Source organism: Mesorhizobium sp. USDA 3734 (assembly GCF_056279665.1).
The window spans coordinates 6,938,292-6,961,980 of record NZ_JBWCCW010000001.1; the positions used below are offsets into that span (position 1 = coordinate 6,938,292).

Annotated in this window: 23 protein-coding genes and 1 pseudogene; 18 read left to right on the plus strand and 6 right to left on the minus strand. The window is 63.4% G+C overall.

Going from position 1 to position 23,689, the window contains the following annotated elements; translation table 11 throughout:
• Positions 1–68: 68 nt before the first annotated feature.
• A complete protein-coding gene (locus ACZ89F_RS33230; RefSeq protein WP_476096469.1) occupies positions 69–1,088 on the minus strand; it encodes an MBL fold metallo-hydrolase in 1,020 nt (339 codons plus the stop codon).
• 281 nt (positions 1,089–1,369) lie between these two features.
• On the opposite strand from ACZ89F_RS33230, the gene ACZ89F_RS33235 reads away from it, so the two are divergent.
• From ACZ89F_RS33235 to lpdA, 12 genes are all read left to right on the plus strand, one after another.
• A complete protein-coding gene (locus tag ACZ89F_RS33235; protein WP_476096471.1) occupies positions 1,370–1,909 on the plus strand; it encodes a protease inhibitor Inh/omp19 family protein in 540 nt (179 codons plus the stop codon).
• Positions 1,910–1,990: 81 nt separating this feature from the next.
• Positions 1,991–3,190: a cell division protein ZapE gene (gene zapE / locus ACZ89F_RS33240; RefSeq protein ID WP_476096473.1), complete on the plus strand. Its 1,200-nt coding sequence runs from the start codon at positions 1,991–1,993 to the stop codon at positions 3,188–3,190.
• A gap of 478 nt (positions 3,191–3,668) precedes the next feature.
• Positions 3,669–4,637, plus strand: a complete 969-nt coding sequence (mdh, locus tag ACZ89F_RS33245) for a malate dehydrogenase (RefSeq protein WP_476096475.1) — start codon at positions 3,669–3,671, stop codon at positions 4,635–4,637.
• 16 nt (positions 4,638–4,653) lie between these two features.
• The gene (sucC, locus tag ACZ89F_RS33250; protein WP_476096477.1) at positions 4,654–5,847 is read left to right on the plus strand and encodes an ADP-forming succinate--CoA ligase subunit beta; all 1,194 of its coding nucleotides are present in this window, start codon (positions 4,654–4,656) and stop codon (positions 5,845–5,847) included.
• Positions 5,848–5,851: 4 nt separating this feature from the next.
• Complete coding sequence (locus ACZ89F_RS33255) at positions 5,852–6,223, plus strand: cupin domain-containing protein (RefSeq protein ID WP_057145194.1); 372 nt, start codon at positions 5,852–5,854, stop codon at positions 6,221–6,223.
• Between the two features lie 50 nt (positions 6,224–6,273).
• On the plus strand, positions 6,274–7,176 hold the full coding sequence (sucD, locus tag ACZ89F_RS33260) for a succinate--CoA ligase subunit alpha (RefSeq protein ID WP_476096479.1): 903 nt from the start codon (positions 6,274–6,276) through the stop codon (positions 7,174–7,176).
• A 143-nt stretch (positions 7,177–7,319) separates the two neighbouring features.
• Complete coding sequence (locus ACZ89F_RS33265; protein ID WP_476096480.1) at positions 7,320–10,307, plus strand: 2-oxoglutarate dehydrogenase E1 component; 2,988 nt, start codon at positions 7,320–7,322, stop codon at positions 10,305–10,307.
• A 49-nt stretch (positions 10,308–10,356) separates the two neighbouring features.
• Complete coding sequence (gene odhB / locus ACZ89F_RS33270) at positions 10,357–11,637, plus strand: 2-oxoglutarate dehydrogenase complex dihydrolipoyllysine-residue succinyltransferase (protein ID WP_476096481.1); 1,281 nt, start codon at positions 10,357–10,359, stop codon at positions 11,635–11,637.
• 16 nt (positions 11,638–11,653) lie between these two features.
• Positions 11,654–12,376 (plus strand): DUF4241 domain-containing protein, encoded by a 723-nt coding sequence (locus ACZ89F_RS33275; protein ID WP_476096483.1) that lies wholly within the window; start codon positions 11,654–11,656, stop codon positions 12,374–12,376.
• Between the two features lie 20 nt (positions 12,377–12,396).
• On the plus strand, positions 12,397–12,885 hold the full coding sequence (locus ACZ89F_RS33280) for a hypothetical protein (RefSeq protein ID WP_476096485.1): 489 nt from the start codon (positions 12,397–12,399) through the stop codon (positions 12,883–12,885).
• The gene (locus ACZ89F_RS33285) at positions 12,882–13,637 is read left to right on the plus strand and encodes an SDR family oxidoreductase (RefSeq protein WP_476096487.1); all 756 of its coding nucleotides are present in this window, start codon (positions 12,882–12,884) and stop codon (positions 13,635–13,637) included. Before ACZ89F_RS33280 ends, ACZ89F_RS33285 begins: the two co-directional genes overlap by 4 nt.
• A 23-nt stretch (positions 13,638–13,660) precedes the next feature.
• Entirely contained in the window at positions 13,661–15,067 is a 1,407-nt protein-coding gene (gene lpdA, locus ACZ89F_RS33290; RefSeq protein ID WP_476096489.1) for a dihydrolipoyl dehydrogenase, read from the plus strand.
• Positions 15,068–15,073: 6 nt separating this feature from the next.
• Here the strand turns inward: lpdA and ACZ89F_RS33295 are convergent.
• Positions 15,074–16,022 (minus strand): IS630 family transposase gene (locus tag ACZ89F_RS33295; RefSeq protein WP_476090555.1). Its coding sequence is split into 2 segments (ribosomal slippage): positions 15,074–15,685 and positions 15,687–16,022, totalling 948 coding nucleotides; the frame shifts between segments, so codons are not numbered across the junction.
• Between the two features lie 445 nt (positions 16,023–16,467).
• On the minus strand, positions 16,468–16,809 hold the full coding sequence (locus ACZ89F_RS33300) for a hypothetical protein (protein ID WP_476096491.1): 342 nt from the start codon (positions 16,807–16,809) through the stop codon (positions 16,468–16,470).
• A gap of 194 nt (positions 16,810–17,003) precedes the next feature.
• Between ACZ89F_RS33300 and ACZ89F_RS33305 the strand changes: the two genes are divergently transcribed.
• Complete coding sequence (locus ACZ89F_RS33305; protein WP_476096493.1) at positions 17,004–17,480, plus strand: DUF2867 domain-containing protein; 477 nt, start codon at positions 17,004–17,006, stop codon at positions 17,478–17,480.
• A gap of 11 nt (positions 17,481–17,491) precedes the next feature.
• Here ACZ89F_RS33305 and ACZ89F_RS33310 read toward each other — a convergent pair.
• Both ACZ89F_RS33310 and ACZ89F_RS33315 read right to left on the minus strand, forming a co-directional pair.
• A pseudogene (locus ACZ89F_RS33310) lies at positions 17,492–18,563 on the minus strand (TraB/GumN family protein).
• 62 nt (positions 18,564–18,625) lie between these two features.
• Positions 18,626–19,564 carry a tyrosine recombinase XerC gene (locus ACZ89F_RS33315; protein WP_476096495.1) on the minus strand — a complete coding sequence of 313 codons (939 nt, stop codon included), beginning with the start codon at positions 19,562–19,564 and terminating at the stop codon, positions 18,626–18,628.
• A 129-nt stretch (positions 19,565–19,693) separates the two neighbouring features.
• On the opposite strand from ACZ89F_RS33315, the gene rimM reads away from it, so the two are divergent.
• Both rimM and trmD read left to right on the plus strand, forming a co-directional pair.
• Positions 19,694–20,293, plus strand: a complete 600-nt coding sequence (gene rimM / locus ACZ89F_RS33320; protein WP_056585762.1) for a ribosome maturation factor RimM — start codon at positions 19,694–19,696, stop codon at positions 20,291–20,293.
• Positions 20,290–20,991: a tRNA (guanosine(37)-N1)-methyltransferase TrmD gene (gene trmD / locus ACZ89F_RS33325; RefSeq protein WP_476096497.1), complete on the plus strand. Its 702-nt coding sequence runs from the start codon at positions 20,290–20,292 to the stop codon at positions 20,989–20,991. The genes rimM and trmD overlap by 4 nt, the downstream gene beginning before the upstream one ends.
• On the opposite strand, the gene ACZ89F_RS33330 is transcribed toward trmD, so the two are convergent.
• Positions 20,973–21,725, minus strand: coding sequence for a sulfite exporter TauE/SafE family protein (locus tag ACZ89F_RS33330; protein ID WP_476096499.1), 753 nt, complete (start codon positions 21,723–21,725; stop codon positions 20,973–20,975). The two genes, trmD and ACZ89F_RS33330, sit on opposite strands and share 19 nt — an antisense overlap.
• 329 nt (positions 21,726–22,054) lie before the next feature.
• Between ACZ89F_RS33330 and rplS the strand changes: the two genes are divergently transcribed.
• The 3 genes from rplS to ACZ89F_RS33345 all read left to right on the plus strand — a co-directional run bounded on the left by rplS (position 22,055) and on the right by ACZ89F_RS33345 (position 23,672).
• Positions 22,055–22,603 carry a 50S ribosomal protein L19 gene (rplS, locus tag ACZ89F_RS33335; RefSeq protein WP_109663826.1) on the plus strand — a complete coding sequence of 183 codons (549 nt, stop codon included), beginning with the start codon at positions 22,055–22,057 and terminating at the stop codon, positions 22,601–22,603.
• 140 nt (positions 22,604–22,743) lie between these two features.
• On the plus strand, positions 22,744–23,178 hold the full coding sequence (locus tag ACZ89F_RS33340) for an organic hydroperoxide resistance protein (protein WP_476096500.1): 435 nt from the start codon (positions 22,744–22,746) through the stop codon (positions 23,176–23,178).
• Positions 23,175–23,672: a MarR family winged helix-turn-helix transcriptional regulator gene (locus tag ACZ89F_RS33345; RefSeq protein WP_476096501.1), complete on the plus strand. Its 498-nt coding sequence runs from the start codon at positions 23,175–23,177 to the stop codon at positions 23,670–23,672. The genes ACZ89F_RS33340 and ACZ89F_RS33345 overlap by 4 nt, the downstream gene beginning before the upstream one ends.
• Positions 23,673–23,689 lie beyond the last annotated feature (17 nt).

A 23,689-nucleotide genomic window follows, 5' to 3' on the forward strand; every position in this document is an offset into this window, starting at 1 on the left:
AATTCCCCTTTTCCTGTCGGGCGGACCATCTGCGAAAATGACCGGGCCGTAAATGGCCGATGCAGACGTCAGCCGCGCCCGATCTCGGGCACGGTCCAGACCTCGCCGGGCCGCAAGGCGCGAAAGCGCTCGCGCGGGACACCTTGATCCTCGAGCACCTCGGTCAATTTCCGCGCCGGCTCGTCGATCGGTTCGTCGGTGAGCTGGAAGGTGCCCCAGTGGCAGCCCGCGGCGAAAGCGGCGTTGCACAGCGTCATGCCTTGCACGGCTTCCCCAGGGTTTTGGTGCTGCGGCGCCATGAACCAGCGCGGTTCATAGGCGCCGATCGGCAGGATGGCGAAGCGGAAACCGCCATGTTTTTCGGCCATCAGTCGGTAGTTGATGCCATCGTGGAAGCCGGTGTCACCGGCGAAATAGAGCTTGCTATCAGGCGTTTCGATGACGAAGCCAGCCCACAGCGCCATGCGCCGGTCGCGGGCACCACGCGCCGACCAGTGATGCACCGGCTCGACATGGAGGGCGACTCCATTGCCGACTTCGACCCTGTCGCCCCAGTCATGCGCCGACAGCCGCATGCCGGGCGCGGCGGCTTCGATGATGGCGTCGTTGCCAAGCGGGGTGAGCACCAGCGGATCGTGGCCGGCCTTCAGCCGCTTCAGCGTGGCGAGGTCGAGATGGTCGTAGTGGTTGTGGTTGACCAGCACGAGGTCGATCGGCGGCAGGTCGGCGAAGGCGATGCCTGGTGGATTGATGCGTCTTGGCCCCGTGAAGGAAAGCGGCGACGCGCGCAGCGACCACACTGGGTCGGTGAGGATGTTCAGACCGGCCGTCTGGATCAGCAAGGTGGAATGGCCGACCATGGTCACTTCCAGCGCGGCGCCTTCGATCTTCGCGGCCGGCTTTGCCTGCGGAAAGGGGCTTGGATTGGTCGCCGGCCATTTCGAGCGCTTGCCATTCAACTGCCATTTCAGCAGGTCGGCGAAACTGCCGGGCGGCTGGCCGTCGGGATTGAAGAACAATGTGCCGTCGAAATGGTCGCTGGGCGGGCCGCTGTAGTAGCGATTGGCGGCTCTCTTTCTCGCGGCCAATTTTGCGGCTCCAGCAGGGTTTCGTCTCCCTGACATAGGGGCTGCGCCGGCGCACACAAGCTTCTGACCGCCGAATGCCAGGGCAGCAATCGTGCCGACTGGGGTCGAGGACGACGCGCGACGAGCGGCCCATGCCATCGCCATTGCGATAAATTTGCAACAAATCTTGCCGCAAACCGTATTTTAACCATATCGGGTTGAAATTTCGCCACCTTCTCCATCTTGGTGGAGGTGAGATTGTGCGGACGGCTTCCCCCCAGCCGGATCCGACGGAGGTTGGAATGACTTTTTCGAAAACCGGTCTGGTGGCCGTATCGCTGGCCGCGCTCGTTGCGAGCGGCTGTTCGACCTCACGTTTCTCGTCGATGGATGATCAGCAGCCTGCACCGCTGGAGGCCGCGCCCGCCGGTAAGGTGACCGGCAACCAGCTGCCGCCGCCGGCCTCGCCCGGCACCACCGACCCGTCGCAATTCCCAACCGCTCCGGCGAACACGCAGGTCGCCTCGCTGCCGCCGGACGGCGCGGCGCCGGCCGGTGCGTCGGACGTGACCGCCGCCAGCGTCGCCGGTGTCTGGAACGTCAGCGTCGCCGGCCAGAGCTGCAAGGTGGCGACGCCGCAGACCAAATTCGGCGCCGGCTTCCGCGCCGGGCCGCTGCATTGCCCGGCCCCGATCGACGGCATCAAGTCGTGGAATGTCGCCGGCAAGCAGTTGACGCTCTATGACGAGAGTGGCGGCGCGCTGGCGCGGCTCTATTCCTCGGGCGGCTCGAAATTCGACGGCCAGACTTCCAACGGCCAGCCGATTTCGCTTACAAGGTAGGCTAGTCCTTCCGAATGCACGTCGCGCAGAAGTGGCCCCGGTTTCGGGAAGCGGCATGCATGAAAACAAATGACGTGACCGATGCATCTGCGTGACGGCCTCCAGACCCATGCGACCGTCAGGCAGCGCTACGACCATCTGGTGGAAACCGGTGCGATCGAACGCGATCCGGCACAGGAGCAGATCGCGGCTGCGCTCGATCGGCTGATCGATGAGATCTCGGCCAAGCGGCTGGCGCACAAGTCGAGTGCGCTGGGCTGGCTGTTTGCCCGCAAGCGCGAGAGGCATGAGGCCGTCAAGGGCCTTTACATCCATGGCGGCGTCGGCCGTGGCAAGACCATGTTGATGGACATGTTCTTCGACTTGCTGCCGGTGCGGCGCAAGCGCCGCGTCCACTTCAACGACTTCATGGCCGATGTGCAGGACCGTATCCAGAAGCACCGGCTGGCGCGCAAGAATGGCGACGTCAGGGAAGACGATCCGATCCCGCCGGTGGCCAAGGCGCTTGGTGAGCAGGCCTGGGTGCTGTGCTTCGACGAATTCTCGGTCACCGACATTGCCGACGCGATGATCCTGTCCAGATTGTTTTCGGCGCTGTTTGCCAGCGGCGTGGTGCTGGTCGCCACCTCGAACGTGGCGCCGGAAAATCTTTACAGCGACGGGCTGAACCGCCAGCTTTTCCTGCCGTTCATCGGCATTCTGGAGCGGCATGCACAGGTGTTGGCGCTCGATGCCGACAAGGACTACCGGTTGGAAAAGCTCGCCCGGACACCGGTCTATCTCACGCCGGCCGATGCGGCGGCCGACCGGGTGCTCGACGAGGCCTGGCAAGCCATGACGCGCGGGACGCCACAGGCGCAGACGTCGCTGGCGCTCAAAGGCCGGCAGGTGGTCGTGCCGCGTGCGGCGGGCGATGCGGCGCGGTTCTCCTTTGCCGATCTCTGCGAAAAGCCGCTCGGCGCCCGCGATTTCCTGGCGATCGCCGGGCGCTTTTCGACCGTCTTCATCGACCACGTCCCGGTGCTTGGCGAAGGCAAGCGCAACGAGGCCAAGCGCTTTATCCTTCTGATCGACACGCTCTACGACCATCATGTGCGGCTGGTGATGAGTGCCGAAGCGCCGCCACCGCAGCTTTATGTGGCCAAGCGCGGCGTCGAGGTCTTCGAGTTCGAGCGCACGGCATCGCGGCTGATCGAGATGCAAAGCCGCGACTGGCTGGAGGATTGGACGGAGCGGCAGAAGGTGAAGGCGGCGCCGGAAGCCCAGCAGGCGCAGGCTTAGGCTCGGAGACGTAGGTTCCCCTCTTGCATCGTTGACGGTTGGCGAAACCGGCGCGACGATCGATCTCCCCCCTCGAGGGGGAGATGGCCGGCAGGCCAGAGGGGGTTGGTTCGACCGGGCGCGGCACAGATGGCGCCAGCGCTTCACGCGCGGCGACCCCCTCTGTCGCCTTTGGCGACATCTCCCCCTCAAGGGGGGAGATTTGGTGCGGCATCACAAGGGCGTCATCACCCGGGTCTAGCCTTACGATCTCCATCCTCATTGTGTAGATTCCCGCAAGTCGGCTTACAAACTTTGACGTTTACGTAAATCCCAATCACTCTAACCGATTGAAAATGCTGGCCCGGAAATAATCGTTTGAATTTATCCCGCACCAAGGCTATTGGGTGCGGCGAAAATTCGCGGTTTCCCCGCAGCATTCCGGCCTCTTCCTCGACGCCGCATGGCGCCGTTACTGACAAAGGGAAAACATCCTCACATGGCACGCAACAAGATAGCGCTCATCGGCTCTGGCATGATCGGCGGCACGCTCGCCCACATGATCGGCCTCAAGGATCTCGGCGACGTGGTGCTGTTCGATATTGCCGAGGGCATCCCGCAGGGCAAGGGGCTCGATATCGCGCAGTCGTCACCGGTCGATGGCTTCGACTCCAGGCTCACCGGCATCAACGACTATGCCGGCATCGAGGGTGCCGATGTCTGCATCGTCACCGCCGGCGTGCCGCGCAAGCCGGGCATGAGCCGCGACGATCTCTTGGGCATCAACCTCAAGGTCATGGAACAGGTCGGCGCCGGCCTGAAGAAATACGCGCCGAAGGCCTTCGTCATCTGCATCACCAACCCGCTCGACGCCATGGTGTGGGCGCTGCAGAAGTTTTCCGGCCTGCCCAAGAGCCATGTCGTCGGCATGGCCGGGGTGCTCGACAGCGCGCGCTTCCGCTATTTCCTGGCCGAGGAATTCAAGGTCTCGGTCGAGGACGTCACCGCCTTCGTGCTCGGCGGCCACGGCGATTCCATGGTGCCGATGATCCGCTATTCGACGGTGTCAGGCATTCCGCTGCCCGACCTCATCAAGATGGGCTGGACCTCGAAGGAGAAGCTCGACCAGATCGTGCAGCGCACTCGCGACGGCGGCGCCGAGATCGTAGGCCTGCTCAAGACCGGCTCGGCCTACTATGCGCCGGCCGCCTCGGCGATCTCGATGGCCGAAGCCTATCTCAAGGACAAGAAGCGCGTGCTGCCGTGCGCGGCGTATCTCTCCGGCCAGTATGGCGTCAAGAACACCTATGTCGGCGTTCCCGTGGTGATCGGCGCCGGCGGCGTCGAGCGCATCATCGAGATCGACCTCAACAAGAGCGAGCAGAAGATGTTCGACAGTTCGGTGGCGACGGTGCAGGGCCTGACCGAGGCCTGCGTCAAGATCGCGCCGCAACTCGCCTCGAAGTGAACCGGAGCAAATCCAGATGAACATCCATGAGTATCAGGGCAAGGCGCTGCTGAAGTCTTTCGGCGCGCCGGTGGCCGAAGGTGTGCCGGTGTTCAAGGCTGATGAGGCGGAAGCCGCTGCCAAGGCGCTGCCGGGTCCGCTCTATGTGGTGAAGAGCCAGATCCATGCCGGCGGCCGCGGCAAGGGCAAATTCAAGGAGCTTGGCCCGGACGCCAAGGGCGGCGTGCGGCTGGCCAAGTCGGTGGCCGATGTCGTCGCCAACGCCAACGAGATGCTGGGCAACACGCTGGTGACCAAGCAGACCGGCCCGGCCGGCAAGCAGGTCAACCGCCTCTACATCGAGGACGGCGCCGACATCGAACGTGAGCTCTATCTGTCGATCCTGGTCGACCGTTCGGTCGGCCGCATCGCCTTCGTCGTCTCGACCGAGGGTGGCATGGACATCGAGGCGGTCGCTCATGACACGCCGGAAAAGATCGTCACTGTCGCCATCGACCCGGAAAAAGGCGTCACGGCAGCCGATCTGAAGGCGCTCAACGGCGCGCTGAAGCTCGACGGCGACGCGGCCAAGGATGGCAATACGCTGTTTCCGATCCTCTACAAGGCCTTCGTCGAGAAGGACATGAGCCTGCTCGAGGTCAACCCGCTGATCGTCATGAAGAACGGCCGGCTGCGCGTGCTCGACGCAAAAGTGTCGTTCGACAACAACGCGCTGTTCCGTCACCCCGATGTGCTCGAACTGCGCGACACCACGGAAGAGGACGAGAAGGAGATCGAGGCGTCGAAATACGATCTCGCCTATGTCGCCCTCGACGGCAATATCGGCTGCATGGTCAATGGCGCCGGCCTTGCCATGGCGACGATGGACATCATCAAGCTCTATGGCGCCGAGCCCGCCAACTTCCTCGATGTCGGCGGCGGTGCATCCAAGGAGAAGGTGACGGCAGCGTTCAAGATCATCACCAGGGATCCAGCCGTCAAAGGCATCCTGATCAACATCTTCGGCGGCATCATGAAGTGCGACATCATCGCCGAGGGCGTCATTGCCGCGGTCAAGGAAGTCGGGCTGGAAGTGCCGCTGGTGGTGCGTCTGGAAGGCACCAATGCTGAGCTCGGCAAGAAGATCATCAACGACAGCGGGTTGAACGTCGTGTCGGCCGATGATCTCGACGACGCGGCCAAGAAGATCGTGGCGGCGGTGAAGGGCTGATCTGGTGCCTCCGCACAAGATAAACCTGGTCGAGGCGGCGGATCAAAAGATCAAGAAGGTCTTCGATCCGCACATTGCCGGCGACGTCAACGAGTCTCAGGTCAAGATCGCCAAATTCGGCGACGTCTTCGACTGGCACGCGCATGATAATGAGGACGAAGCCTTCCTCGTGCTGCGCGGCCGTATCGCCATCGATTTTCGCGACGGCACGGTGGAGCTCTCCAGCGGCGAGTTCATCGTCGTGCCGCGCGCCGTCGAGCATCGCCCGCGCTCGCTCAGCGAAGAACCTGTCGTGCTGATGTTCGAGCCGGCGACGACGCTCAACACCGGCAACGCCAAGAGCGACCTCACGGTCGCCGATCTGAAGCGGCTCTGACCGTGACCGCGCAGCCTTCCTCGATCAACAGTTTTTAGAAAAGGGCTCCCATGTCCATTCTCGTCGACAAGAACACCAAGGTGCTGGTGCAGGGCCTGACCGGCAAGACCGGCACGTTCCATACCGAGCAGGCGCTGGCCTATCACGGCACGAAAATGGTCGGCGGCATCCATCCCAAGAAGGGTGGTGAGACGTGGACCGGCTCGAAGGGCGAGAACCTGCCGATCTTCGCCACGGTCGCCGAGGGCAAGGAAAAGACCGGCGCCAACGCGTCCGTCGTCTATGTGCCGCCGGCGGGCGCCGCCGAAGCCATCCTCGAAGCGATCGAGGCCGAGATCCCGCTGATCATCTGCATCACCGAAGGCATACCGGTGATGGACATGATCAAGGTCAAGGCCAGGCTCGACCGCTCGACCTCGCGGCTGATCGGGCCGAACTGCCCGGGCGTGCTTACCCCCAATGAATGCAAGATCGGCATCATGCCCGGAAACATCTTCCGCAAGGGCTCGGTCGGCGTTGTTTCGCGCTCGGGAACACTTACCTATGAGGCTGTGTTCCAGACCACCAATGTCGGCCTCGGCCAGACCACCGCCGTCGGCATTGGCGGCGATCCCGTCAAGGGCACCGAGTTCATCGACGTGCTCGAGATGTTCCTTGCCGACGACGAGACCAAGTCGATCATCATGATCGGCGAGATCGGCGGTTCGGCCGAAGAAGACGCCGCGCAGTTCCTCAAGGACGAAGCCAAGCGTGGCCGCAAGAAGCCGATGGCCGGCTTCATCGCCGGGCGCACGGCGCCGGCCGGCCGCACCATGGGTCATGCGGGCGCGGTCATCTCCGGCGGCAAGGGCGGCGCCGAAGACAAGATCGCGGCGATGGAATCGGCCGGTATCAAGGTATCGCCCTCGCCGGCAAGGCTGGGCACGACCCTGGTCGAGGCGATCAAGGGTTAAGGCAGTAAGGGAATAAGGCAGTATGGCAGTAGGGGAATAGGAAGAACGGGACGAGCGGCGCCAACCGGCTGCTTTCCCTACTGCCTTACTCCCCTACTGCCCTACTCCAAAACAGGAGACGGAGCCGGGCTCCGCGGACAAAAATGGCAAGACAAGATCAGGCCAACGACCAGTTTTCACTCACCTCTTTCCTCTATGGCGGCAATGCCGATTACATCGACGCGCTCTACGCCGCCTATGAGGACGATCCTGCCTCGGTCAATCCCGAATGGCAGGAGTTCTTCGCCGGGCTGAAGGACGATGCCGGCGATGTGCGCAAGAACGCCAAGGGCGCCTCATGGGCAAAGCCCTCCTGGCCGCTGCAGGCCAATGGCGAACTGGTGTCGGCGCTCGACGGCAATTGGGGCATCGTCGAGAAGCATCTGGAAAAGAAGGTCAAGGACAAGGCGGTCACCAACGGCATCGTCCTTTCCGACGCCGACGTGCATCAGGCGACGCGCGATTCCGTGCGCGCCATCATGATGATCCGCGCCTATCGCATGCGCGGCCATCTGCATGCCAATCTCGACCCGCTCGGCATCGCCAAGCCGCTCGAGGACTACAACGAGCTGTCGCCGGAGAACTACGGCTTCACCGAAGCCGATTACGACCGTCCGATCTTCCTCGACAATGTGCTCGGGCTCGAATTCGGCAGCATCCGGCAGATGCTGGAAATCCTGACGCGCACCTATTGCTCGACGCTCGGCGTCGAGTTCATGCATATTTCCGATCCCGAGGAAAAGGCCTGGATCCAGGCGCGCATCGAGGGCGCCGACAAGGAGATCACCTTCACCGCCACCGGCAAGAAGGCGATCCTGCAGAAGCTGGTCGAGGCCGAAGGCTTCGAGCAGTTCATCGACGTCAAGTACAAGGGCACCAAGCGCTTCGGCCTCGATGGCAGTGAAGCGCTGATCCCGGCGCTGGAGCAGATCGTCAAGCGCGGCGGCCAGCTCGGCATGAAGGAGATCGTGCTCGGCATGGCGCATCGCGGCCGGCTGAACGTGCTCTCCCAGGTGATGGCCAAGCCGCACCGCGCCATCTTCCACGAGTTCAAGGGCGGCTCGGCGGCACCCGACGAGGTCGAGGGCTCGGGCGACGTCAAGTACCATCTCGGCGCTTCGTCGGACCGCGAGTTCGACGGCAACAAGGTGCATCTGTCGCTGACCGCCAATCCCTCGCATCTGGAGATCGTCGATCCGGTGGTGATGGGCAAGGCGCGCGCCAAGCAGGATTATCTGTTCGGCCGCAGCCGCGAGGAAATCGTGCCGCTGGAAGAGCGCGCCAAGGTGTTGCCGCTGCTCTTGCATGGCGACGCCGCCTTCGCCGGCCAGGGCGTGATTGCCGAAATCCTCGGCCTGTCCGGCCTGCGCGGCCACCGCGTCGCCGGCACGCTGCATTTCATCATCAACAACCAGATCGGCTTCACCACCAATCCGCGCTTCTCGCGCTCGTCGCCCTATCCGTCCGACGTCGCCAAGATGATCGAAGCGCCGATCTTCCACGTCAATGGCGACGACCCGGAAGCCGTGGTGCACGCCACCAAGGTGGCGATCGAATTCCGCATGAAGTTCCACAAGCCGGTTGTGGTCGACATGTTCTGCTACCGCCGCTTCGGCCACAATGAGGGCGACGAACCGGCCTTCACCCAGCCGATCATGTATCGCAACATCCGCACCCACAAGACGACGGTGCAGATCTATGCCGACCGCCTGATTGCCGAGGGGCACATCACCCAGGCCGAGTTCGACAAGCTCAAGGCCGACTGGCGGGCGCATCTGGAATCCGAGTGGGAGGTCGGCCAGCACTACAAGCCCAACAAGGCCGATTGGCTCGACGGCGCTTGGTCGGGCCTGCGCACGGCCGACAACCAGGACGAACAGCGGCGCGGCAAGACCGCCGTGCCGGTCAAGACGCTGAAGGAAATCGGCAAGAAGCTGACCGAGGTGCCGAAGGATTTCGAGGCGCACAAGACGATCATCCGCTTCCTCGAGAACCGCCGCCAGGCGATCGAGTCCGGCGAAGGCATCGACTGGTCGACGGCCGAGGCGCTGGCCTTCGGTGCCATCCTGCTCGACGGCAATCCGATCCGCCTGTCGGGGCAGGATTCCGAACGCGGCACCTTCTCGCAGCGCCATTCCGTGCTCTACGACCAGCGCGACGAGACCCGCTACATCCCGCTCAACAATCTGTCTGCCGCTCAAGCGGGCTACGAAGTCATCAACTCGATGCTGTCGGAAGAGGCGGTGCTCGGTTTCGAATATGGCTACAGTCTTGCCGAGCCGAAGGCGCTGACGCTGTGGGAAGCGCAGTTCGGCGACTTCGCCAACGGCGCCCAAGTGGTGTTCGACCAGTTCATCTCTAGCGGCGAACGCAAGTGGCTCAGAATGTCGGGCCTCGTGTGTCTGTTGCCGCATGGCTATGAAGGCCAGGGTCCGGAACATTCCTCGGCCCGGCTCGAACGCTTCCTGCAGCTTTGCGCCGAAGACAACATGCAAGTGGCCAACTGCACGACGCCGGCAAACTACTTCCACATCCTGCGCCGGCAGCTGAAGCGCGACTTCCGCAAGCCGCTGATCCTGATGACGCCGAAGTCGCTGCTGCGCCACAAGCGGGCGGTGTCGACGCTGCCGGAAATTTCGGGCGAAAGCTCGTTCCACCGGCTGCTTTGGGACGACGCGCAACTGCTCTCCGGCCAGGCGATCAAGCTCACCAAGGATTCGAAGATCCGCCGCGTCGTGCTGTGTTCGGGCAAGGTCTATTATGACCTCTATGAGGAGCGCGAGAAGCGCGGCATCAATGACATCTATCTGCTGCGCGTCGAACAGCTCTATCCGTTCCCGGCCAAGGCGCTGATCACCGAGCTGTCGCGTTTCCGCAATGCCGAGATGGTCTGGTGCCAGGAGGAGCCCAAGAACATGGGCGCCTGGTCGTTCATCGACCCCTATCTGGAATGGGTGCTGGCGCATATCGACGCCAAGCATCAACGGGTGCGCTACACCGGCCGTCCGGCTGCCGCTTCGCCGGCGACCGGACTGATGTCCAAACACCTTGCCCAGCTCGCCGCCTTGCTCGAAGACGCGCTCGGCGAATAGAACAGATCCGGACTGACAAAACAGAACCGAAAGAAAACGGACAGGCACAATGGCTACCGAAATCCGCGTTCCCACTCTCGGCGAATCCGTCACCGAAGCGACCATCGGCAAATGGTTCAAGAAGGTTGGCGACGCGATCGCCGTCGACGAGCCGCTGGTCGAACTCGAGACCGACAAGGTGACGGTGGAAGTGCCCGCCGCCGCCGCCGGGACGCTGAGCGAAATCACCGTCAAGGAAGGCGAGACTGTCGGCGTCGGCGCTTTGCTGGGGTCGATTTCGGCAGCTGGCGCGGCCGCCGCTCCCGCGACCAAGCCGCAAGCGGTATCGCAGGCTTCGTCGCCGGATGCGGCATCGACTGGCAAGCAGGCCGCGGCCGAGACCGCCAAGATCGCCGGCGATGCCGGCGCGGTCGAGCCGCGCAGCATGCCGCCGGCGCCTGCCGCCGCCAAACTGATCGCCGAAAACAATCTCTCGGTCGACCAGCTCTCGGGTTCCGGCAAGCGTGGCCAGGTGCTGAAGGGCGACGTGCTCGACGCCATCTCCAAGGGCGCGCCGTCGCAGCCGGCCGAGACGCCCAAGGCCGCACCGGCCCCGATCACTGTCCGTGCGCCATCCTCGGGCGACGATGCCTCGCGCGAAGAGCGCGTGCGCATGACCAAATTGCGCCAGACCATCGCGCGCCGCCTCAAGGAAGCGCAGTCGACCGCAGCCATGCTGACCACCTTCAACGAGGTCGACATGTCAGCGGTGATGGCGCTCAGGACCAAGTACAAGGACGTGTTCGAGAAGAAGCACGGCGTGAAGCTCGGCTTCATGGGCTTCTTCACCAAGGCCGTCACCCACGCCTTGAAGGAAATCCCCTCGGTCAACGCCGAGATCGACGCCACCGACATCATCTTCAAGAACTACGCCCATATCGGCGTCGCCGTCGGCACCGAAAAGGGCCTCGTCGTGCCGGTCGTGCGCAATGCCGACCAGATGTCGATCGCCGAGATCGAGAAGGACATCGGCCGGCTGGGCATCGCCGCGCGCGACGGCAAGCTGTCGGTTGCCGACATGCAAGGCGGCACGTTCACGATTTCCAACGGCGGCGTTTACGGGTCGCTGATGTCGACGCCGATCCTCAACGCGCCGCAGTCGGGCATCCTGGGCATGCACAAGATCCAGGACCGGCCTGTCGTGGTCGGCGGCCAGATCGTGATCCGGCCGATGATGTATCTGGCGCTCAGCTACGATCACCGCATCGTCGACGGCAAGGAAGCGGTGACTTTCCTGGTGCGCGTCAAGGAAAGCCTGGAGGATCCGGAACGGCTGGTGCTCGATTTGTGATCGGAGCTGATCCGCAATGAGCGGCTGGCTGGAACGGTTTGAGTTCAGGCTGGGCCGCCTGCTGCGGGTTTTTCGGCGAGCGGCCTCGACTGCTATTGCTTCGCCGGCGACATCGACTGAATGGGATTCGGCGCCGGCGAGCAGCAATCTCGGTGTATTCGCCCTCAGCGAAGCCGAGATGGCGGAACGGAAAATCATCGTCACCGCGATTGGTGAACTTGAGCTCCCGACTGGCGAAATTGTCGCTTGCGATCCACTGATTACCGGGCTGGAACGGCCTGTGTTTATCCGGAAGGTCAGGCCGGGACGTTACCCGATCACGCTGTTTGAGGCGCAAGGCCGTGTTGCAGCAGCGGTGTTGCGGTTTGGCCCTGGCTTGCCGGTGCGGTGGGAATTGGCCGCCTTCGCCCGCGACAGCGGTACGTCGTCCTGGAAGTCTGGATTTATTGTCGATGACGCTGTTGCTTCGTTCATGGACAAGTCGGTTCTCACTCTGATGTCCGATCAGGAGGAGCTCGACGGCTATCTTGCTGACGTTGCATGCTCGTTCGACAGGTTCCGCATCGATAATCCGCTTGATGGAAATCCGCTTAATATAGCCATGTTCGACACTGGCTTGGGTGATGGGATTTATTATTCCTTCTGGGGACTGGACGCGGCCGGCGAGCCGCTGGTCTTGATGACCGATTTCGAGGTGCTCGAGAACGCCGATGGCCGAGAAGGTGATCGGGCTAACTGATGACAAATGTCGCTTCTCCCATGATCGGATTTATCGCTGGGTCGATGTTTTTTCTCGTAGCGGGTTCGGTCGCGAGAGCCGCATGTCCGATCGAGCTAGCCGTGTATGGCGACGCCCAGAGCGGCGCCGAGATCGATTTTACCCCGACCGGCACCTCGGCGACCGTCACCAACACCTTCCGCATGATCCTCGACAACAATGTGGTGCTCAACGGCATCGTCATGTGGAACGAGGGCGTGTCGCGGCCGAACGGCGCGCTGATGCACAAATGCCCGGAGGGCGACGTCACCGGCGAGGAGCTTGCCGCCTGTACGCCCTGGCATGGCGTCATCTACACGGCGGATGACAAGGGCAGCATCGGACTGCTGCCGGCCGAAGGCGTCGAAGCGCCGAAGACGCTGATCCTGCCGGACCTTGGGCCGTCGCTGCGGCAGTCCAGCGCCTATGGCGGCAGCGGGTTTTCGAAAGTGCCGTGGGATGTGTTTGCGTTGAAGGGATGCCAGGAATGAGCGCGACGCAAAAGGTGCTGCTGGTCACCGGTGGCAGCCGCGGCATCGGCGCCGCGATCTGTCGGCTCGGCTCGAAGGCCGGCTACCGACTGGGGATCAACTACGCTGCGAATCAGGACGCCGCCAACGCGCTGGTCGACGAGATCAAGGCTGCCGGCGGCGAGGCTTTTGCCGTCAAGGGCGATGTCGGCAGCGAGGCCGAAATCGTGGCCATGTTCGAGGCTGTCGACCGCGCCTATGGCCGGCTCGATGCCTTCGTCAACAATGCCGGCATCGTCGACGTCAAGGCGCGCGTCGACGAGATGGATGTCGCGCGGCTGGAGCGCATGATGCGCGTCAATGTCGTCGGCTCGTTCCTCTGCGCCCGCGAGGCGGTCAAGCGCATGTCGACCCGTCATGGCGGGTCGGGCGGATCCATCGTCAACATCTCGTCGGCGGCAGCGACACTGGGCTCGCCAGGCGAATATGTCGACTATGCCGCCTCCAAGGGCGCCATCGACACCTTCACCATCGGGCTCGCCCGCGAAGTGGCGCTGGAGGGCATCCGCGTCAATGCGGTGCGGCCGGGCCTCATCGACACCGAAATTCATGCCTCCGGCGGGCAACCAGACAGGATAGAGCGGTTCCGCGACATACTGCCGATGAAAAGAGCCGGCACGGCTGATGAAGTCGCGGGCGCGGTTCTCTATCTTCTATCCGACGCCGCGTCCTATACGACAGGCGCGATCCTGAATGTAAGCGGCGGCCGCTGAGCGCCAAGCAAAGGGAAACAAACATGGCTTATGACGTCGTTATCATCGGATCGGGGCCGGGCGGCTATGTCTGCGCCATCAAGGCGGCGCAGCTCGGGCTCAAGGTTGCGGTGGTCGAGAAGGACGCGACCTTCGGCGGCACCTGCCTCAACATCGGCTGTATTCCGTCCAAGGCGCTGCTCCATGCCTCCGAAATGTTCGCCGAGGCCGGCCATTCCTTCGATACGCTCGGCGTTGAGATACCGGCGCCGAAGCTGAACCTGAAGAAGATGATGGCGCACAAGGATGCAACGGTGTCGTCGAACGTCAACGGCGTCGCCTTCCTGTTCAAGAAGAACAAGATCGACGCGTTCCGCGGCACCGGCAAGGTGATCGCCGCCGGCAAGGTCTCGGTCACCTCTGAGGACGGCAAGGTCGAGGAGATCGAGACCAGGAACATCGTCATCGCCACCGGCTCGGATGTCGCCGGCATTCCCGGCGTCAAGGTCGATATCGACGAGAAGGTGATCGTGTCGTCGACCGGCGCATTGTCGCTGGACAAGGTACCTGGCCATCTGGTGGTGGTCGGCGGCGGTGTCATCGGGCTCGAGCTCGGCTCGGTGTGGGCGCGGCTCGGCGCCAAGGTCACCGTGGTCGAATTCCTTGACACCATCCTCGGCGGCATGGACGGCGAGGTCTCCAAGCAGTTCCAGCGGCTTTTGTCGAAACAGGGTTTCGAGTTCAAGCTCGGTGCCAAGGTCACCGGCGTCGCCAAGGCGAAGAAGGGTGCGACAGTCACCTTCGAGCCGGTCAAGGGCGGCGCCGCCGAGACCATCGAGGCCGATGCCGTGCTGATCGCCACCGGCCGCCGCGCCTATGCGGACAGTCTTGGCCTGAAGGAAGCCGGCGTAGAGGTCGACGAGCGCGGCCGCGTCAAGACCGATGGCCATCTCAGGACCAATGTCCCCGGCATCTACGCCATCGGTGATGTCATCGCCGGGCCGATGCTGGCGCACAAGGCCGAGGACGAGGGCGTGGCGGTGGCGGAAACCATTGCCGGCCAGGCCGGCCATGTGAATTACGAGGTCATTCCCAGCGTCGTCTACACCAGCCCGGAAATCGCCTCGGTCGGCAAGACCGAGGAAGAGCTGAAGAAGGCCGGCATCGACTACAAGGTCGGGAAATTCCCGTTCAGCGCCAATGGCCGGGCGCGCGCCATGCTGCACACGGACGGTTTCGTGAAGATCCTCGCCGACAAGACGAGCGACCGTGTGCTCGGCGTGCATATCGTCGGCTTCGGCGCCGGCGAGATGATCCACGAGGCAGCGGTGCTGATGGAGTTCGGCGGCTCGTCCGAGGACCTCGCCCGCACCTGCCACGCGCATCCGACGATGTCGGAAGCGGTGAAGGAGGCGGCGCTGGCCACGTTCTTCAAGCCGATCCACATTTAGAGCGTTTCACGTTTTGACGGAAGCGTATCCCGCATTTACGAAGTAGTTCTTGCATTCGGCTGCCTCGATGGTTTCGACGAGGTGGCCGATGTGGCGCCAAGTTTCCTCGACAGTGCGTTTCTGAGCCTGGCGCATCCAGTGTTTGATCTTGGCGAAGGCCTGCTCAATCGGATTGAGGTCCGGAGAGTAAGGCGGCAGGTACCAAAGCCTGGCGCCGGCAGCCTTGATCATCTGCCTGATGGCGGCCGACTTATGGCTTCCCAGATTGTCCATGACGACGATATCGCCGGGCTTCAGCACGGTGATGAGCTGTTGCTCGACATAGGCCCGGAAGCATTGGCCGTTGATCGGTCCGTCGAAGACGCAAGGTGCCGCGAGCCGATCCCAGCGCAGCGCGCCAAGGAAGGTCAACGTGCGCCAATGGCCGTGCGGAGCCAATCCGCGCAGCCGCTTGCCCTTCGGCCCCCAACCGCGCAGCGGAGCCATGTTGGTCTTGATCCAGGTCTCATCGATGAAGACCAGGCACTGTGGATCGAGACCCGCCTGCCAGGACCGCCATCGCTGACGCCTGCGGGCAATATCAGCGCGGGCCTGCTCAAGGCCGAACAGTGTTTTTTTTGAAGCTCAGGCCCTCGCGGCGCAGGAACATCCAGATCGTATTGTGCGAGACCTTGACCCCGCGCGCTTCCAACTCGTCTTTCAGCCTATGCAAACTCAGCTCAGAGGTCTGATTGATCCGCTCCACGATGAAGGCCCGATGCGGCTCAAGAATGCGCTTGCGATGTCCGCCCATCTTGCCCGGCGCCACCGAGCCGGTCGCTCGATAACGCTGCGACCACTTCACGACAGAGGAAACTGCAACGCCAAAGCGCGATGCCACGGTACGGCAATTCTCGCCTGCGCCAACTGCTTCAACAACACGCTCACGAAGATCGTTTGAAAGCGCTCGCGTCATTAGATGCTGGCCTCCAACCCAGCCTGCATCTTGAATCACAAACAGCCTGATTTGGGAATCCTACGATTCTCTCAAAGTAGGAAACGCTCTAGAGGCGCTCATCGGGTCGACGCTTCGCTCGCTCCTGTTCCGTCACGCGAAGAATACCTCCAGCGTCGCGCTGCCCCTCATTGCCCTGCCGGGCATTTCTCCCCGTACAGAGACGGGAGAAAGAAGCTCGCATCGAGGCTTTGCCAGTTGCCCAGCGTAGCAGAAAGAGCGCCGAGGTTGCGGCCAGCCCCCTTCTCCCCGCGTTCTACGGGGAGAAGATGCCGGCAGGCAGATGAGGGGCGGCGCCAGCGTCGACAGTGCGGCGCTCGCAACATCGGCACCTGGTCAAGGATCATCGCCCAAAAACAAAACGGCCCGCTTTTCAGCGGGCCGTTCGTATTTGATATCGAGCCGATCAGTTGGCCGGTGCAGGTGCTGGCGCAGGCGCTGGGGCCGGTGCAGGTGCAGGTGCCGGGGCCGGCGCCGGTTCTGCAGGTGCCGGAGCAGGTGCAGGCGCTGGTTCGGCCGGCTTCATCGGTTCTGCCGGTGCGGGCGCGGGGGCCGGTGTGCTGGCCGCCGGCGGCTCGGCTGGTGCCGGATGCTCACCACTTCTTCCGAAAACATAATACGCGACAACCGCCAGAATAACGACGACCAGCGCAATCAGCCAGCCACTACCGCCACCGCCGCTCTGCTTGATGGTGGTGTTGGTGGTGTTGGGATTGAACGGATCGTTTGGATTCGGTGCGTTCGCCATAAAAGTGTCCTCCGTGGATGAAAAATATCAATCAACACCATTCAACGCGCAATCATTGAACTGGTTTCACGCTAGGGTTGGAAAACGCCAAAAACAAGGAAAATCCTGCCTTTCCGCAGCTTGAATGGCGTCGTTTCGCCACGCAGCGCGCCAGGCACGCGCCTGCTATGGTCGATTCAGAGGATTTTGCCGTGATGAACTCCACAGCGCAGATTGTCCCTAACCCTCACGACGCTCTTGCCGGCGCCCAGTTCGCCGACCGCTATGTGCTGGTCACCGAAGGTCTTTCATTGACCGCTCTCGGCGCCGCCGAACGGGCTTTGGGGCAAACGCCGCGCTGGGTCGGCAGGCTCATGGCGCTGCGCAATCTTGCCGTCAGGCCGTTCCGGCTGAAGACGGGCCTGGAACCTGCCGTGTTGCCGGCTGGACGGATCGGGATATTTCCGCTCATCAGCCAGTTTCCCGGCAAGGTCGTGCTTGGCCTGGACGACCGGCATCTCGATTTCCGGCTCCTGGTCGAAGTCAGGGATCTCGGCATGGGCCGGCAGGAAGTGGCCGCGTCGACGATCGTCAAGACGCACAATTGGCTCGGGCGCGCCTATCTCGCGATCATCATGCCCTTTCACCGGATCGTCGTTCCGGCGATGCTGGCTCAGATCCTGGCGAAGTAAAGCTAGTAAAGCTAAAGTCCGACAGGCGTGACGGTATAGCCGGCCTTGCGGAAATCCTCGACCAGGCCTTCGGGGCCGGGAAGGTGGAGGGCGCCCGACCGCCATGAAGGCATTGCCCCTGGCAAGGATCGGCCCGGCATGCTCGACCATCACCTTGTTGCGGCTGGTGATCATGGTTTCCTCGAACGCCGCATAGCCCGCGGGGTCGTCCTGCTGGTCAGGCATCGCCGCACGAAACAGCGGCCAGAACATGCCGGTGTCGCCGCGCTGGTAGAGCACGATCATGGTTTCGTTGATGTCGTTGATCTTGTCGCCGAGCTTCAGCGTGTCGACGAGACCCTTCATGTGAAAGGCAAGCGGCAGCGAGGCCATGGCGCGCAGCTGGCTTTCAGCCGTCTCCAATCCCTCCACCGGCTTGCCGGCAGCCTTCGCACCCTCCGCCAGCTTGACGTCGAGCACCGGTGCGCCGCCGGACTGGCGGGCGAGTTCGCAGGCCGGCAATGCCATCATGGCCGACAGCATCCACGGCTTCATCTTGGCAACGGTTGCCGGCGGAATGCCGCGTGCGTCGAGCGCGGTGTTCATGGCCGCCGCATCGTCCGGCGACAGCAACGACGCCAGCGTCGTGCTATCGGTGAACATCATCAGGTCCGGCTCCTTGAGCATCGCGACCATCATCTTCTGCTTGTCGAGCACGTCGGTGGTTTCGATGACAATGGTGCCGGCGGCGTCATAGGCCTTCTGCGCGTCCGGTGGCAGCGTGGTGACGCGCGGGTCGGTCATGTGCATGGTGCCGAACAGGAAGGATGGCTTTTCGCCTGGCTTTTCCAGCTTCCACAACAGGCCCTTGCCGTTAGGCGTCGCGGCGGCTTCCGCTTCGATCTTGCGATAGGCGGCCGGGTCGTCCTTCTGCAAGGCCGACAGCATATCGGCACCGGTGCAGGTCGGGATTTCGGCATGCGCCCTGCCGGCCGCGAACAGCAAGACGGCGAGGAACGACAGGAAAAACAGGACGTTGAGCGCAACAAGCAGCTTCAGCGATATGGACGCTGCGCGGTCGGCGATGGCTATGACGCGTTTCATGGTCCCATTTCTAGAACCGAAAAGCGGCAAAACGGTTAATTGGTGCTGCGAAATTGAAGGCTTCATGCCCGTGGATGGGCTGATTCGTAGATTTCGAGCAGCCTCGCTGTGTCGACGCCGGTGTAGATCTGCGTCGTCGACAGGCTGGCATGGCCGAGCAGCTCCTGGATGGTGCGTAGGTCGCCACCGCGGCCGAGCAGATGCGTGGCGAAGGAATGGCGCAGCGCATGCGGCGTTGCGGTATCGGGCAGATTGAGCGCCGAGCGCAGCTTGGCCATGTCGCGTTGGACGATGGCCGGGTTGAGCGGGCCGCCGCGCGCGCCGCGAAACAACAGGCCCTTGGGGTCGAGATGATAGGGGCAGAGCCGACGATATTCGGCAATCGCCCGCAGCGCCACCGGCAGCACCGGCACCAGCCGCGTCTTGCCGCCCTTGCCGGTGACGCGCAGCACGGTATCGGCCGCCGACACCAGATCGGCACCCGCCAGACCAAGTGCTTCGGAAATGCGCAGGCCGGAGCCGTAGAGCAGCGTCAGCACGGCGGCGTTGCGGGCCGCGATCCAGGGTTCTTCCGCCAACTGGCCCTCGATGGAAACGACGTGCTTGGCATCGCTTGCCGTCAGCGGCTTGGGCAGCGATTTGGGCTGGCGCGGCGCGCGCAGTGCTGCCGCACCCGCCGCATTGGCAAGGCCGCGCCGCTCGAGGAAACGCAGCAGCGATCGGATGCCGGCCAGGCCGCGGCCGAGCGTGCGGGCACCGGCACCGGCGTTGCGACGAGCGGCGAGGAAGCCGCGCAGATCGGCCGGGCGCAGATTGGCGATGTCCGAAATGCCGGGCGAGCCGCCGCAATGGCCGGTGAGGAAATGCAGGAACTGGCGGGTGTCGCGCTCATAGGCTTCCACCGTCGCAGGTGACAGCCGACGTTCTCGCGCGAGCATCTTCAGCCAGCTTTCGCGCGCCGCCTGGAGATCGGGTTTGGCCGGGATGAGGAATTCCTGCATGGCGTGCTTCCCATCTTCGTTTCATGCATGCCCGGCCATTTTCCGGCAGCCGGGTTAGGAAGCGGTGAAGAGCGCGTCATTGAAATGACAATCGGGGAGCGTTAGAGCAAAGCCAAAGGATGTCGCGCCATGAGCAAGCCCCAGAACCCTGTCCAGATGGCCGTGATCGGCGCCGCTCACGGCATCAAGGGCGAACTCAGGGTGAAGACCTTCACCGGTGAACCGCTGGCGTTGGCCGATTATGGGCCGCTCTACGCCAGGGACGGCCGCGCCTTCCAGATCATCGACATCAGGCCCGCCAACACCGTGGTCGTGGTCCGCTTCAAGGGCGTTGCCGACCGCAACGCCGCCGAGGCGCTGGCCGGCACGGAACTGTTCGTCGACCGTTCGATGCTGCCGGACGATGGCGAAGAGGATGAATTCTATCATGCCGACCTCGTCGGCCTCGAAGTCCGGGACGACACGGGTGCCGCGCTCGGCAAGGTCGTCGCGGTGCACAATTTCGGCGGCGGCGACATTCTCGATGTGACGCTGGGCGGGCGCAAGGGCGTGCTGATCCCGTTCACGCAGGCCGCGGTGCCACAAGTGTCGATCGCCGAGGGTTTCGTCCGCGTCGATCCGGCTGCCGCCGGGCTGGTCGAGGACGAGGATGGCGATGGCCCGCGCGAGGAAGACTTCGATCCGAAGGGCAGGCCGCGCGGACCGAGCGATGCCGGGGGCAACCGGTGAGTTTTTCCGCCTCGGTGCTGACGCTTTACCCGGAGATGTTTCCCGGTGCGCTCGGCCTGTCGTTGGCCGGGCGGGCGCTTGAGGCCGGCACGTGGTCGCTGGAGGCGATCCAGATTCGCGACTTCGCCACCGACCGCCATCGCACCGTCGACGACACGCCGGCCGGCGGCGGCGCCGGCATGGTGATGCGGGCCGACGTGCTGGCGAAAGCCATCGACCATGCTTCGCCGGAAGGCGATACAAGGCCACGTCTGCTGATGAGCCCGCGCGGCAAGCCGCTGACCCAGGCCCGCGTGCGCGAACTGGCCGCCGGGCCGGGCGCCGTTATCGTCTGCGGCCGCTTCGAGGGCGTCGACCAGCGGGTGATCGAGGCGCGGGGATTAGAGGAAGTCTCCATCGGCGATTTCATCCTCTCAGGTGGAGAGCCGGCGGCACTTGTGCTGCTCGATGCGGTGGTGCGGCTGTTGCCCGGCGTGATGGGCAACGCTGTGTCGGGCGAAGAGGAGAGTTTCGAGAACGGCCTGCTCGAACATCCGCACTATACAAGGCCGCAGGAGTTTGAAGGTCGAGAGATTCCCGAAGTGCTGATTTCCGGCAATCACAAGAAGATCGCCGCCTGGCGGCGGGCGGAGTCAGAAAGACTGACAGCCGAGAGGCGTCCGGACCTGCTTGCCGCTGCTCAGCCCTTGGCAAAATAGTAGAAGGCGAGGAACAGGCCGACGGCAACGACGAAGCCGCGCACCGCGTTCTGCGGCACGCGCTTGGCGATCCAGACGCCGGCATAGCCGCCGAGCGCACCGCCTGGGATCATGATGATCGCCTGCGGCCAGGCGACGACGCCGCCTGAGACGAAGACGACGATCGCGACAGCGGCGATGACCATGGCCAGCATGTTCTTCAGTGCATTCAGCCGGTGATAGTCGCCGGCTTGCGTCAAGCCGAGCGTCGCCAGCATCATCACGCCCATGCCGGCCCCGAAGAAGCCGCCATAGATGGCGGTGATGAACTGCGCCAGCGAGCCGGCGAGTGAGCCCACCGCCGCTTCATGGCCGGGTTTTGGCGCCGGCTTCAGCCAGGGGCCGGCGGCAAACAGGGCCGTCGCGGCCAGCAGCAGCCACGGCACCAGGGCGCGAAACGACGGATTGTCGAGCGCCAGCAGGATCAGCGCGCCGGCCAGCGCACCGATGGCGGAGATCAGGCAGAGCACCAGCGCGCCGCGCCAGAAATGCCTGATGTCGGCCGAGTAGGCGAGCGTCGAGGTGATGTAGCCTGGAAATTGCGTCACCGAGGAGGTGGCGTTGGCGACGATCGGCGGCAGGCCGACCAGTGTCATGGCGCCGAAGGTGATGAAGGTGCCGCCACCGGCGACCGCATTGGCGGCGCCTGACAGAAAGCCCGCCAGAAACAGCAGGATGGCGTCGAAGACAGACATGGAATGCGGCCGCTCAAAACTGTGTTATTTCAGGCTTAGGAAGCCTGAAGGACCGGCGCAACCCGGCACGGCAAGATTACGATGGTGCCATGCAAGCAGAAAATGCGCGGCCAAGGCGTGACAAAGCGGCGAAATAGCTGTATGTGCCCGCCCGTACCGGCCAGAAAGAATCTGCCGGACCCGTCAACAATGACGGTGTAGTCGCCCCTGCCCGATGTTTCAAAGACAAATGTCTCGGAGACAAAGGGCATAGCCGAGCGGTCATTGGAACTGCAAGGCGAGTGTCGGACGCTCTGACTGTCGGAAGAACAAGAAGTGGACTTTTTGAGATGGATATCCTCCGTCAGCTCGAGGCCGAACAGGCCGCCAAGATCGAAGCCAAGCGCAAGCTTCCCGAATTCCAGCCCGGCGACACCGTGCGCGTCCTGGTCCGCGTGACCGAAGGCACCCGCACCCGCGTCCAGGCTTATGAAGGCGTCGTCATCGCCCGCGCCGGCGCCGGCTTCCAGGAGAACTTCACCGTTCGCAAGATTTCCTACGGCGAAGGCGTCGAGCGCGTGTTCCCGGTCTACTCGCCGATGGTCGAAGGCGTCGAGATCGTTCGCCGCGGCAAGGTGCGTCGCGCCAAGCTCTATTACCTGCGCGATCGTCGCGGCAAGTCGGCCCGTATCTCGGAAAACACCGGTGTGCGCGCTCGCAAGCTGAACGACGAGGAGCGCGATGCGCTGAACGCCGAGAAGGCCCGCATCGAGGCCGAGAAGGTGGCAGCCGCCGAGGCTCTGGCCGTCGAGAAGGCGGCCCAGGACGCCGCCGAGAAGAAGGCCGCCGCAGAGGCAGCTGAAGCCGCCAAGGCAGCGGAAGCAGCCACAGCCGAATAAGGTTTTTCGACAAGCATGTTCAAAAGGCGGCTTCGGCCGCCTTTTTTCGTTTCCGGAGAAGGGTGGGGCAGGGAATCCGCAATTGACTCCAATTACATCGTGTACTAAACAATCGTGTACTATTTAAATGGAGAAGCGAAATGCCTGCATTGTATTCCACCCAAGCCCGCGCCGTGGGCGGCCGCGCCGGCCATGTCCAGAGCGACGATGGCCTGCTCAGCCTCGACCTTGCCATGCCCAAGGAGCTTGGCGGCAAAGGCGGCGCCACCAATCCGGAGCAGCTGTTCGCCGCCGGCTATGCCGCCTGCTTCGAAAGCGCCATGCGTTTCATCGCCGGCAAGCAGAAACTGCCGCTCCAGGATGCTTCGGTGACGGCCAATGTCAGCCTGCACAGCAATGCGCAGGGCGGATTTGTGCTTGGCGTTTCGCTTTCGGCGGAAACGAAAGGTCTTGATCAGGCGGCGGCGGAAGCGCTTGTATCGGCAGCGCACCAGGTTTGCCCTTATTCCAACGCCATCAAGGGCAATATCGAAGTGGCGCTTTCGGCAAAGGCGCTTCCGGCAATGGCAGCATGACCACGAAGCAGACAAGCGATGTCATCGACGTCCCGGCGGCTGATTTCGCCGGGATACCGAAGCTCGACCAGCATCTGTGCTTCGCGCTCTATTCGGCAAGCGGGCTGATGACGCGGCTCTACCGGCCGCTGCTCGAGCCGCTCGGCCTGACCTATCCGCAATATCTGACCATGCTGGCACTGTGGGAGCATGCACCGCGCACCGTCGGCGACCTCGGCGATGCGCTGGGGCTCGATTCGGCAACGCTGACGCCGTTGCTCAAGCGCCTGGAAGGCAATGGCCTGGTCACGCGCCGGCGCGATGCCGCCGACGAACGCCGGGTGCTGGTCGAACCGACTCAGCAGGGATGGGCGCTGCGCGAGGGCGCCAAGGCGGTGTCGGCCGCGATGCGGTGCCATTCGCCGCTCGATGGCGACGAGTTGAAATCCCTGCATCACACCTTGACCCGACTGATCGACGGTCTGCGTGAAGCCGGCGTTGCGGGCCGCGATTGACGGCGGATCGCAAGGAT

What these genes read in the sequence shown, in the direction of transcription:
- ACZ89F_RS33315 (WP_476096495.1), bottom strand. Translation starts at nt 19,564, where the DNA reads ATGCAGGAATTCCTCATCCCGGCCAAACCCGATCTCCAGGCGGCGCGC.
- ACZ89F_RS33275 (WP_476096483.1), top strand. Translation starts at nt 11,654, where the DNA reads ATGAGCGGCTGGCTGGAACGGTTTGAGTTCAGGCTGGGCCGCCTGCTG.
- ACZ89F_RS33300 (WP_476096491.1), bottom strand. Translation starts at nt 16,809, where the DNA reads ATGGCGAACGCACCGAATCCAAACGATCCGTTCAATCCCAACACCACC.
- ACZ89F_RS33330 (WP_476096499.1), bottom strand. Translation starts at nt 21,725, where the DNA reads ATGTCTGTCTTCGACGCCATCCTGCTGTTTCTGGCGGGCTTTCTGTCA.
- ACZ89F_RS33305 (WP_476096493.1), top strand. Translation starts at nt 17,004, where the DNA reads ATGAACTCCACAGCGCAGATTGTCCCTAACCCTCACGACGCTCTTGCC.
- ACZ89F_RS33285 (WP_476096487.1), top strand. Translation starts at nt 12,882, where the DNA reads ATGAGCGCGACGCAAAAGGTGCTGCTGGTCACCGGTGGCAGCCGCGGC.
- odhB (WP_476096481.1), top strand. Translation starts at nt 10,357, where the DNA reads ATGGCTACCGAAATCCGCGTTCCCACTCTCGGCGAATCCGTCACCGAA.
- rplS (WP_109663826.1), top strand. Translation starts at nt 22,055, where the DNA reads ATGGATATCCTCCGTCAGCTCGAGGCCGAACAGGCCGCCAAGATCGAA.
- sucD (WP_476096479.1), top strand. Translation starts at nt 6,274, where the DNA reads ATGTCCATTCTCGTCGACAAGAACACCAAGGTGCTGGTGCAGGGCCTG.
- ACZ89F_RS33265 (WP_476096480.1), top strand. Translation starts at nt 7,320, where the DNA reads ATGGCAAGACAAGATCAGGCCAACGACCAGTTTTCACTCACCTCTTTC.
- zapE (WP_476096473.1), top strand. Translation starts at nt 1,991, where the DNA reads ATGCATCTGCGTGACGGCCTCCAGACCCATGCGACCGTCAGGCAGCGC.
- sucC (WP_476096477.1), top strand. Translation starts at nt 4,654, where the DNA reads ATGAACATCCATGAGTATCAGGGCAAGGCGCTGCTGAAGTCTTTCGGC.
- ACZ89F_RS33340 (WP_476096500.1), top strand. Translation starts at nt 22,744, where the DNA reads ATGCCTGCATTGTATTCCACCCAAGCCCGCGCCGTGGGCGGCCGCGCC.
- ACZ89F_RS33280 (WP_476096485.1), top strand. Translation starts at nt 12,397, where the DNA reads ATGATCGGATTTATCGCTGGGTCGATGTTTTTTCTCGTAGCGGGTTCG.
- lpdA (WP_476096489.1), top strand. Translation starts at nt 13,661, where the DNA reads ATGGCTTATGACGTCGTTATCATCGGATCGGGGCCGGGCGGCTATGTC.
- ACZ89F_RS33345 (WP_476096501.1), top strand. Translation starts at nt 23,175, where the DNA reads ATGACCACGAAGCAGACAAGCGATGTCATCGACGTCCCGGCGGCTGAT.
- ACZ89F_RS33235 (WP_476096471.1), top strand. Translation starts at nt 1,370, where the DNA reads ATGACTTTTTCGAAAACCGGTCTGGTGGCCGTATCGCTGGCCGCGCTC.
- mdh (WP_476096475.1), top strand. Translation starts at nt 3,669, where the DNA reads ATGGCACGCAACAAGATAGCGCTCATCGGCTCTGGCATGATCGGCGGC.
- rimM (WP_056585762.1), top strand. Translation starts at nt 19,694, where the DNA reads ATGAGCAAGCCCCAGAACCCTGTCCAGATGGCCGTGATCGGCGCCGCT.